The sequence below is a fragment of the Pseudomonas sp. B26(2017) genome (assembly GCF_002113045.1).
Classification (GTDB): domain Bacteria; phylum Pseudomonadota; class Gammaproteobacteria; order Pseudomonadales; family Pseudomonadaceae; genus Aquipseudomonas.
This window is the reverse complement of record NZ_NEJJ01000001.1, coordinates 441299-451957: the sequence shown is the minus strand read 5'-3', so window position 1 is coordinate 451957 and position 10659 is coordinate 441299. Positions and strand designations below refer to the sequence as shown.

Sequence of the window (10659 nt, the reverse complement as noted above, 5' to 3'; positions counted from 1 at the left end):
TTCAAGGAAGGCAATCGCGCCCGGTGGCGCGGCCGGGCTTCAAACCCGGTTGGGGACGGCATCCGTTCCCGGGCAGGTTCGACTCCGGCTGCCTTCCGCCATTTTCCCTTCAAAAACCCAGCGGGTACTGGATCACCACGTAGATCCGGTCAATGTCATCACCCGCCTGGGCGCTGTTGGCCCGGTGTGAAACGTGGGACAGCTGCACTGACAAATCCTTGGCCGCGCCGGACTGGACGATGTAGCGCAGATCGATATCGCGCTCCCAGTGTTTGCCGCCGTCCCCTTGCTGTGGCTGGTATTGCCCGCTGTCCGCGTCGAACGGGTTATAAGCGCCGCCCTTGGGTGCGTGGGTGCCGTCGATGTGGCTGCCGGAAACATAACGGGTCATGAAGTTCAGCCCCGGAATGCCGAAGGCGCCGAGATCGAGGTCGTAACGCGCTTGCCAGGAGCGTTCGTGGGCACCGTTGAAGTCGGCGTATTTGATCGAGTTGGCCAGGTAGATCGAGTCGCCACCGACGAAATCGAACGGCGTGTCGCCATTGATGCGTTGCCAGCCGAGCATCACCGCATGGGCGCCAAAGGTGTATTTGCCCGAGAAACTGAACGCGGTGTTGTCGATATCGCCGGCCAGCGCCTGACCGGTATCGCGGGTGTGGTAGACGTTGGCGTCGAGCAACAGACCGGACTGTTTGAAATGCAGGTTGGCGTAGTACTGGCGCCAGGTGTCGCTCAGATCGGACGCATACAGCGCGCCACCCACCGGGCTGTCGCTGAACAGGTCGGTGCCGACGAAACTGATGCTTTCGCCTCGGGTGCTGGCACCGTAGCCCTGAAAATCGCCTTTGCCGGAAGAGCTGTCCTGGTTCTTGAATGCCGTGAAGCGCCCGGCGACAAGGCGCGCGTTTTCGATCTCATGGCTGTCGAGCAGAAACCCCGTGGCGTATTCCGGTTGCAGCCGTTTGTCCGAGGTGTCGAACACCGGCGTTTCCACGGTCATTTCACCGAAGGCGAGGGTAGTCTTCGAGGCCTTGAGCTTCAGCGCACCGCCGGCACTGGAATAGTCGCTTGCGCTACGGCCGTCACTGTCCACCGGCAACAGCCCCGTGCCGGAGTGCCCTTTACCGCCATCGAGTTTCAGTCCGTAAAAAGCGTGGGCATCGAGGCCAAATCCGACGGTTCCGTCCGTGAAACCGGATGCAAAAGTGCCGATAAACCCCTGAGCCCATTCCTGTTTGTAGTTTTTTCCGGTGGGTGAGGGCGAGCGGTAGTCGTTGCTCAGGTAGAAGTTGCGGCTGAGCACTTCGGCCTTGGCGTCGTCGAGAAATCCGCTGGCAAATGCCGAGTCGGCCATTGCGCAATACAAGAGTGCCAGGGCAAAACGCGGTTGCATGAAAGCTTTCATGTGTCAGTGACCGGCCGTGAGGGAAGTCGCCGGATACTGAAGCAAACCGTCGTGCTGCGATTGAGCGGATGTGCTGAGTCAGCGTCCTCAGTTCACCCGGCCTTTTCGCTGTCTGGCAGGCTCGACAGGGGTGGCTCTTGATGCCTGCAGAAGACTGGCGAAGGCCGCCTTGTCGATCGGGCGACTCATGAAATAACCCTGCACTTCGTTGCATTGATCCTTGCCCAGGATGTCCAGTTGTTCCTCGGTTTCAACGCCTTCGGCAGTCACGGTCAGCCCCATCGCCTTGCCCAGGCCAATGATGGCCTGGACCACCGCCCGATCATTGGCGCCGGTGCTGATGGAAGCAATGAAACGTTTGTCGATCTTGATGCCGTCGAACGGGTAGGCGCGCAGATAGCCAAGGGATGAATAACCGGTGCCGAAGTCATCCATGTTCAGGCGCACGCCCAGTTCCTTGAGTGCGTTCATGGTGGTCAACGCGCCGTCGGTGTCGTTGAGCATGACGTTCTCGGTGATTTCCAGTTCCAGTCGGCTGGCCGGGAAGCGAGTGCCGACCAGCACTTCGCGTACATCTTCGACCACATCGCTGATCGCAAACTGCGCGGGTGACAGGTTGACCGACAGCAGAATGTCCGCCGGCCAGGTCAGTGCCGTTTCACACGCTTCACGCAGGACCCAGCGGCCCAAGGGGACAATCAGGTCGGTCTGTTCGGCCAGCGGAATGAAGACATCCGGCCCTAGCAACCCTTTGACAGGGTGCTGCCAGCGCACCAATGCCTCGACCGAGACGATTTTCTTGCCATCGACCGTGTATCGGGGCTGGTAGTGCAGCACAAACTGATTGTTCGTCAGGGCGCGGCGCAGTTCATCCTCCATCTGCCGGCGGGTCTGGATCTGATCGCTCATGTGCGCTTCGAAATAGCACCAAGTGTTCTTGCCTTCGGATTTGGCCTGGTACAGCGCAATGTCCGCGCAACGGATCAGCTCGCTGGCAACGTACCCGTGACGCCGGCTCAGGGCGATTCCGACACTGGCGCCGATGTGCAACGGTTGCTGTTCGAAGAGGATGGGCTGATGCAGGCTGCCGATCAGGCGTGTGCAGAATTTGTCGATCTCCTGATGCGTGTCCATGCCGCAGAGCACCACGACGAACTCGTCACCGCCCAGACGGGCGACGATATCGTGGTCGCGCGTGCATTCGCGCAAGCGGCTGGCGACTTCTTGCAACACAGCATCGCCTGCCGGATGCCCGAGCGAATCGTTGATCGGCTTGAAGTTATCCAGGTCAATCATCAGCAGCGACAAAGGCGGGGCGTGCTCCTTGAGTAACAGGGCGTCGTCCAGATAGCGCGATAGCTTGTTGCGGTTGGGCAGGCCCGTCAGCGCGTCATGCAGGGACAAGTGCTGGATCTGCGCATGGGCGGCGACTTCATCGGTGATGTCGCTGGCCGTGCCGCGATAACCGACGACTGCCGCACCCTCCACGATGGGCCTGGCCGAGAGGCGGCAGTGGCGCTGTTGTTCCTTGCGGTCACGGTAGGTGCAGCGCAGGTCGCTGGCGTTGCTCCCGTCATCGAGTTTTTTAAGCCACAGATCCAGTGGCGTGGTGTCGCAGACCAGCAAGTGCCCGATGTGTTTGCCGATCCACTGTGCCTGCTCATAGCCGGTGACTGCACTGAACCGGGCCGACAGATAGGTGATGGCCAACGCTTCATCCACTTCCCAGATCCAGTCGGAAGCCGCTTCGGCCACTGCCCGGAAGCGCTCCTCGCTGGCTTCAAGGGCGCGGTTGGACGCCAGCAGTGCCTGATTCGAGGCCTGCATCGCTTCAAAACTGTCGTCGACGTAGCGCGAGGAACGCAACGCATGGCGAAAGAACCACGCGGTCAGGGCCATCAAAACGATCAAAGCGGGGCCGAGGGTTGGCAACAACGACCACAGCAGATGCTGGCCCGGTCGCTCCAGATCAGCAACGAGGCTGTAGCCGGTACTGTCCAGCGGGACGCGGGGCTGGCCGGGGTCGATGGTGCCATCCGGTGCCAGCTTCAGATTGTTCAGCCCGTACCCGCTGCCGATCTTGCGCAACTTGGTGGGCGTCAGCTTGTCGACGAAGACCAGCACGGAGGTTTTTTGTGGATCGCCCACCGGACGCTCATCGTTGGGAAGGATCGCCGCAGCGGTGACCAGCGCCGGCCAGCCTTCGAACAATGAATAAGTACTGACAGGCCTGGTCAGGTCCGGCTGGTTCTGCACTTGTTCCACCAGGCTGAGCGCCGGAACCTCAAGAAACTGGCGCATTTGCGCATCGAGCAATTGCCCGCGAACGACGGTGTATTTGGTGCGGTCCCGATCCAGCACGAACAGACCGTCATAGCCGTCGTTGGTAAACAGGGTCTTGCCCATGTTCTGCTCGGTGTACGCCCAATTCGTGTCGACTGTGCCGCCCAAACGTTCATACGCTGTCGTCCAGTAGGCGTAACTGCTGATGTAGTTCTTCGATGCGGTGATCCGGTTTTCCAGCGCTCGCGCCGAATAGAACCGCACGTCGTCGACGTCCTCCTCATCCAGATGAGTGGCAATACCGAGCAACGCGGCAGTTGCCGCCATCACCCCGGCAATGAACAGAGCACCCACCGCCACAGCCAGACGCCGGGTGACAGGGCCCTGAAGGTTGGGGAGTGGCGTCGAATGGCTGGAGATATCCATCTGCTCGTCCTTGATCCGGTGTCTGTTCAATCTAGAACATCTTCAGCCTGGGGATGTTCAGAAGTTGTGCCAGTCGTGTCTGACCGCTCGGACGTCCTTGACCCGAAAGCACAAGACTTCACGCTCAAAAACCGGATAATGGCGGCCAATTTGTTTAGCTCGCTATTCTGGTAACCCGCATGGAAATCAAGGTCAATTTTCTCGACAACCTCCGACTCGAAGCCAAGTTCGATGACTTCACGGTGGTGGCCGATCAACCGATCCGTTACAAGGGCGATGGCTCTGCACCGGGTCCGTTCGACTATTTCCTGGCGTCGTCGGCCTTGTGCGCGGCTTACTTCGTAAAGTTGTACTGCAGCACCCGCAATATCCCGACCGAAAACATTCGTCTGTCGCAGAACAACATTGTCGATCCGGAAAACCGCTACAACCAGATCTTCAAGATCCAGGTCGAGCTGCCGGCGGACATCTCCGAGAAGGATCGCCAGGGCATCCTGCGCTCGATCGACCGTTGCACGGTTAAAAAGGTTGTGCAGGCCGGGCCAGAGTTTGTGATCGAGGAAGTCGAGAACCTCGACGCCGATGCCCAGGCCTTGTTGATGCCGGTTGCAACGTCCGGCGCGGGCACCCGCATTGCCGGCAAGGACCTGCCGCTGGAGCAAACCATCGCCAATATGTCGGGGATTCTGGCCGACCTGGGCATGAAGATCGAAATCGCTTCGTGGCGCAACATCGTGCCCAACGTCTGGTCGCTGCACATCCGCGATGCGCAGTCGCCGATGTGCTTCACCAACGGCAAGGGCGCGACCAAAGAGGGCGCGCTGGCCTCGGCGCTGGGCGAGTTCATCGAGCGGCTGAATTGCAACTTCTTCTACAACGATCAGTTCTGGGGCGAAGAGATCGCCAATGCCGAGTTCGTGCATTACCCGGACGAGCGCTGGTTCAAGCCTGGCGCGAAAGACGAGTTGCCTGCAGAAATTCTCGACCAGTACTGCCTGGGTATTTACAACCGCGACGGCGAACTGCGCGGCTCGCACCTGTACGACACCAATTCCGGCAATACCCAGCGTGGTATTTGCTCGCTGCCGTTCGTGCGCCAGTCGGACAACGAGGTCGTGTATTTCCCGTCCAACCTGATCGAAAACCTGTTTCTCAGCAACGGCATGAGCGCCGGCAACACCCTGGCCGAAGCGCAGGTGCAGTGCCTGTCGGAAATCTTCGAGCGAGCGGTCAAGCGCGAAATCCTCGAAGGGGAAATGGCCCTGCCGGATGTACCGCAAGAGGTACTGGCGAAATACCCGGGCATCCTCGCCGGGATCAAGGCGCTGGAAGAGCAGGGCTTCCCGGTGCTGGTCAAGGACGCGTCGCTGGGTGGTGAATTCCCGGTGATGTGCGTGACGCTGATGAACCCGCGCACCGGCGGCGTGTTCGCCTCGTTCGGCGCTCACCCGAGCTTCGAAGTGGCGCTGGAACGCAGCCTCACCGAATTGCTGCAGGGCCGCAGCTTTGAAGGCCTCAACGATCTGCCGCAGCCGACCTTCTCGGGCCAGGCCGTGACCGAACCGAACAACTTCGTCGAGCACTTCATCGATTCCAGCGGCGTGGTGTCGTGGCGTTTCTTCAGCGCCAAGGCCGATTTCGAATTCGTCGAGTGGGACTTCTCCGGCAATGGCGAAAACTCCAACGCCGAAGAGGCCGCGACGCTGTTCGGCATCCTTGAAGACATGGGCAAGGAAGTCTACATGGCGGTCTACGAGCACATCGGCGCCAAGGCTTGCCGCATTCTGGTGCCGGACTATTCGGAGATCTATCCGATAGAGGACCTGATCTGGGACAACACCAACAAAGCGCTGCAATTCCGCGCCGACATCCTCAACCTGCACAACCTGAGCAAGGTCGGCCTGCGCAACCTCGTCAAAGGCCTGGAACACAGCGAGCTGGACGATTACACCGACATCACCACGCTGATCGGCATCGAGTTCGACGACAACACGCCATGGGGCAAGTTGACCATTCTCGAACTGCGCCTGCTGATCTACCTCGCCTTGCAGAAGTACGAGCAGGCCAAGGATCTGGTCGAAGCCTTCCTGCAATACAACGACAACACCGTCGAGCGCGGCTTGTTCTATCAAGCGGTCAACGTCGTGCTGGAAATGGAGCTGGACGAGGATCTGGAGCTGGAAGACTACGAAGCCAACTTCCGCCGCATGTTCGGCGACGAGCGCATGGATGCGGCGATCGGCTCGGTCAATGGCAGCGTGCGCTTCTACGGCCTGACGCCGACCAGCATGAAGCTGGAAGGGCTGGATCGGCACCTGCGCCTGATCGAGAGCTACAAGAAATTGCACGCGGCGCGCGCCAACTGATGACTTTGATCGGTTGAACGGCCTTTTTTCGTCTGTTGCTCGCACGAAAACAAACGCCCCAACCAAGTCGGGGCGTTTGTTGCACTGGCCTTCAGTGCGTTTTCACACAGTCTGTCCGGGTGCTTTTTTTGTAGTCGGTAAACGTCGGTATCAGAGCGCGGCTTTCACCTGCAATCCAAACACCAGTGCATTGTCGATGTCCTGCCCGGAAAACGCGCCCGGCTCGATGATGTACTGCACATTCGGGCGCAGCGTCAGCCATGGAGTGGCTTGATAGCCGTAACCGAGTTCGATCAATTGCTCGGCACTGTCGAGATTGGGGAACGCAGCGCCATTGGCGATTGCGGCGTCCTGCTGCACATCGCGGCTGCGCGGATTAGGCACTGCGCGGCCATAGCCCAGGGCCACGGTGTCACGCGGGCGGCCTTCGAACGGTTTGTACAGAACCAGCCCGGTGCCGTACCACTTGCTGAATGGCGACGCGGCTTCGCTGGCCGCCGAGTATTGGCCGAAAGCGTGCAGGCTGCGGCCTTCGGAGGCGTCCGAGGCCCAGACGGCCTGGTCGATCAGGACGTAATGGCCGCCGCGTCCGGACACTTCCTTTTCACTGCCGATGCGTTTGACGTCGGAGCTGTCGTAGTAATAACCGACCTTGTACTCGCCCGGCAGTTTGCCCGCCTGCTTGTAGACCAGTTCGATCGGCACCACGGTGCCAGTGGTGTGTTTCGGGCCCAGGTGCCAGGCACGGCTGGAATTGCCATTGCTTTGCGGGTCGACATTGAACGCGGCCACGCGCAGTTGCCAGGCCGGGGAGAGGTCGTATTTCACCCGCACACCCAGGTGGGCGTTGGGGTAGTTGGTCCAGCCGCTGCCACCGGACATGTTTAGCGGATGGCCGCAGAAACCGGCGTTCATGAAGTTGCAGAGAATGCCACTGTCGAGACCGCCGAGGTCGTTGCCCATGGCCATGTAGCCGAGTTTGACGTTCAGCGCCGGGGTAAACAGGCTGCGTTCGTAACTGAGTTCGGTCAGGCGCGTGTAGAGGCCACCGTAGTTTTCCTGGATGGGCAGACGGTTGCCGACCAGATCTTCGGAGGCACTGTTGCCGCGTCGGTCGTTGATGCTCAGCTGGATCTTGCCGGCGTTTTCGACGCCGTACAGTTTGCTCAGGTCGAACTGCGCGCCGAGCTTGATGTTTTGCGAGTAGCGCGCCGAGCGATGCAGGCCACCGTCGGCGTTGTAGGCGGTTTCGCCGGTGTAGTCGCCGGTGAACTTGATGCCGTCTTCGTCGAACTGGTGGCGCAGTCCGCCCCAGTCGCCGGTCAGGGTGTTGCGGGTAAAAACGCTCGAATCGGTATCGGCGAAAGCGGGCAGGGCAGTGCCGCAGGTGAGACCGAACAGCATGCCGGTGAATACGCCGGCGTGAGAAAAGCGAACAGCCAATGACATTGCGCAAATCCAGAGCGAAGGACATAAAACGACGCGGCACCCGAAGGCGCCGCGCACAAGTGAAATAAAGGAGGGCGCTGCGGTTTACGGCAGGGCGTACGCCATGACGTAGTCGCCGCGATCGGTGGACTGACGAGCACCACCGGCAGTGATGACCACGTATTGCTTGCCGGTTTTCGGCGACACATACGTCATCGGACCGCCCTGGCTGCCGACCGGCAGACGGGCTTTCCAGATTTCTTCACCGTTGCCGCTGTTGTACGCGCGCAGGTAGAAGTCCTGGGTGCCGGCGATAAAGATCAGGCCGCCCTGGGTCGACAGGGTGCCGCCGAGGGTTGGCAGACCGATCTTGATCGGCAGGTGCATGCGGATGCCCAGCGGGCCGGTGTCTTCAACGGTACCGACCGGAACTTGCCAGGCGACTTTTTGGGTTTTCATGTCGATGGCGGTCAGGGTGCCGAACGGCGGGGCTTGGCAAGGAATGCCGGCGACCGACAGGAAGCGGTTCTTGTTGACCGCGTACGGCGTACCTTTCAGCGGCACAGCGCCCATGCCGGTGTTCAGCGCTTCGCCACCGGAAGTTGCCTGGCCCTTGTTCTGCGACGGGATCATCTGAATCCACAGCCCCAGGCGCATGTCGTTGACGAAGATGAAGCCATGCACCGGGTCAGTGGAGATGCTGCCCCAGTTCATGCCGCCCAGCGAGCCCGGGAAGCTCAGGGATTTGTCAGTGCCTGGCGCGGTGTACAGACCGTCGTAGCGCATCGACTTGAAATCGATCCGGCACAGCAACTGGTCGTACGGGGTTGCGCCCCACATGTCCGACTCGGTCAGGTGCTGGGCACCGATCTGCGGCATGCCTACCGATTTCGGCTGGGTTGGCGAGTAGGGTTCGTTTGGAATGTTCGACGCCTTGACCGGTACTTCTTTAACGTCGGTCAGCGGTTTGCCGGTGGCACGGTCGAGCACGTAAATCTGTCCGGCCTTGGTGCCGATCACCACCGCGGGCACGGTTTTGCCGTCCTTGGTGAAGTCGATCAGGCTTGGCTGCATCGGCAGGTCGAAGTCCCAGAGATCGTTGTGCACGGTCTGGTAGACCCACTTTTCTTCGCCGCTGTTGGCGTCCAGCGCCAGGATCGAGGCGCCGTAGGTGTGATCCAGTTTGCTGCGCTCGACCCCATAGATGTCGGTGGACGAACTGCCCATTGGCAGGAAGATTGTGTTGGTTGCCGGGTCATAGGACATCGGCGCCCAGCTGTTCGGCGTGCTGCGAACATAGGTTTTGCCATCGGCCGGTGCCTTTTTATCCTGCGGATTGCCCGGGTCGAACGCCCAGCGCATGGCACCGGTCATCACGTCGAAACCACGGATCACGCCGCCCGGCATGTCGGTCTGCACGTTGTCGGCCACACGACCGCCAACCACCACGGTGGTGCCGGCCATCAGCGGCGCGGATGACAATTGATAGTAGCTGTCGGGCACATCGCCCAGACCGGCCTTCAGATCAACCTGGCCGTTGTTGCCGAAACCCTGGCAGAACTCGCCGGTGTCGGCATCGACTGCGATCAGGCGGGCGTCGATGGTGTTGGTCAGCAAACGACGTGTGCAGTTGGCAGCAGGAGCGGCCGGGGTCTCGGTGACAGGCGAACCGGCCGGTTTGGCGACGGCTGCGCTGGCATCGAAGTAGGCCATGCCACGGCAACGCTGCCAGACTTTGGACTGAGCGTTGATCGCGTTTTTCCAGAGTTCTTTACCGGTGTCGGCATCCAGCGCGATCAAGTTGTTGTGCGGGGTGCAGATGAAGACTTTGTTGCCGATCTGCAGTGGGGTCAGCTGGTCTTCGGCCCCGTTGCCGTCGCTCTCGGCGATGTCGCCGGTGTGGTAGGTCCACGCGACTTTCAATTTGTCGACGTTGCTGCGATTGATCTGGTCCAGCGCAGCGAAGCGACTGCCGCCCTCGGTATTACCGTAGTGCGCCCAGTCTTTCTGCGCCTTTTCCGGCTCCACCGGCGTCAGGCCCGGGCCAGTACCGGTAGGGGCGACGGTCGGGTGCGCAACGAACATGTTGCCCGCGGCCACCGCCAGTCCAACCGCCAGAACCGCCGCAACACCGTAAGCACCGCGACCCGCGACGCCGCCATCCGCGCGTTTGAGCATCGGGTAGACCAGCGCGACCACCAGGCCCACGGCGCTGAACATGAACAGACGCGAGAACACCGGCCAGAACACCAGTCCTGCATCGATCACTGCCCAGATCGCCGTCCCCAGCAGGAACGCCGCAAACAGCCAGGCGCCGGCAGGCTTGCGGCGGGCGATCAGCAGACCGGAAACGGCCATCGCCAGACCGCCGACCAGGAAGTACCAAGAGCCTCCCAGGCTGACCAATTTCACACCGCCAGCGGCCAGTGCCAGGCCGAGCAGGGCGATGATCACGCCCAGCCCGACCAGAATGAATGTTGATATGCCCGAGAGGCGTTGACTCTGCTTCACGTTGAATGTCCCGTTGAAATGAGGGGGGCATTATATAGTTAGGTAACTACCTAGTTAAATCACTAATTCAGAATGAAGTGTAGTTTGCTGCTCAATGGCGTGCTCTAGCACCGAAAGCGCAGCCAGCGGACTCCACGTCAATATCCAAGGGGCGGTAAAAATTCGCCTTTGTGTCAGCAGAAATGGAATTTGTGACAGCTACAGATAACTGCTGATGCCCGGAGCAACCTCAAGCAGGAT

At 60.4% G+C, this 10659-nt stretch carries 5 protein-coding genes and 1 tRNA gene; 2 read left to right on the top strand and 4 right to left on the bottom strand.

Annotated elements, in window-relative coordinates:
• Positions 1-5: 5 nt before the first annotated feature.
• Positions 6-101 (top strand) — tRNA-Sec (locus tag CAF79_RS01900).
• An 8-nt stretch (positions 102-109) separates the two neighbouring features.
• On the opposite strand, the gene CAF79_RS01895 is transcribed toward CAF79_RS01900, so the two are convergent.
• Together CAF79_RS01895 and CAF79_RS01890 are read right to left on the bottom strand one after the other, a co-directional pair.
• The gene (locus CAF79_RS01895) at positions 110-1393 is read right to left on the bottom strand and encodes an OprD family porin (RefSeq protein ID WP_256579216.1); all 1284 of its coding nucleotides are present in this window, start codon (positions 1391-1393) and stop codon (positions 110-112) included.
• A 99-nt stretch (positions 1394-1492) separates the two neighbouring features.
• A complete protein-coding gene (locus CAF79_RS01890; protein ID WP_085696179.1) occupies positions 1493-4114 on the bottom strand; it encodes an EAL domain-containing protein in 2622 nt (873 codons plus the stop codon).
• Positions 4115-4293: 179 nt separating this feature from the next.
• On the opposite strand from CAF79_RS01890, the gene CAF79_RS01885 reads away from it, so the two are divergent.
• Positions 4294-6480, top strand: a complete 2187-nt coding sequence (locus tag CAF79_RS01885) for an OsmC domain/YcaO domain-containing protein (protein ID WP_085696178.1) — start codon at positions 4294-4296, stop codon at positions 6478-6480.
• Between the two features lie 150 nt (positions 6481-6630).
• On the opposite strand, the gene CAF79_RS01880 is transcribed toward CAF79_RS01885, so the two are convergent.
• The gene (locus CAF79_RS01880) at positions 6631-7929 is read right to left on the bottom strand and encodes a carbohydrate porin (protein WP_139832544.1); all 1299 of its coding nucleotides are present in this window, start codon (positions 7927-7929) and stop codon (positions 6631-6633) included.
• 84 nt (positions 7930-8013) lie between these two features.
• Entirely contained in the window at positions 8014-10419 is a 2406-nt protein-coding gene (locus CAF79_RS01875) for a glucose/quinate/shikimate family membrane-bound PQQ-dependent dehydrogenase (protein ID WP_085696177.1), read from the bottom strand.
• Positions 10420-10659 lie beyond the last annotated feature (240 nt).

Excerpts from the sequence above, each read along its gene's own strand:
- CAF79_RS01895 (WP_256579216.1), bottom strand. The coding sequence starts at position 1,393 with ATGCAACCGCGTTTTGCCCTGGCACTCTTGTATTGCGCAATGGCCGAC.
- CAF79_RS01880 (WP_139832544.1), bottom strand. The coding sequence starts at position 7,929 with ATGTCATTGGCTGTTCGCTTTTCTCACGCCGGCGTATTCACCGGCATG.
- CAF79_RS01890 (WP_085696179.1), bottom strand. The coding sequence starts at position 4,114 with ATGGATATCTCCAGCCATTCGACGCCACTCCCCAACCTTCAGGGCCCT.
- CAF79_RS01885 (WP_085696178.1), top strand. The coding sequence starts at position 4,294 with ATGGAAATCAAGGTCAATTTTCTCGACAACCTCCGACTCGAAGCCAAG.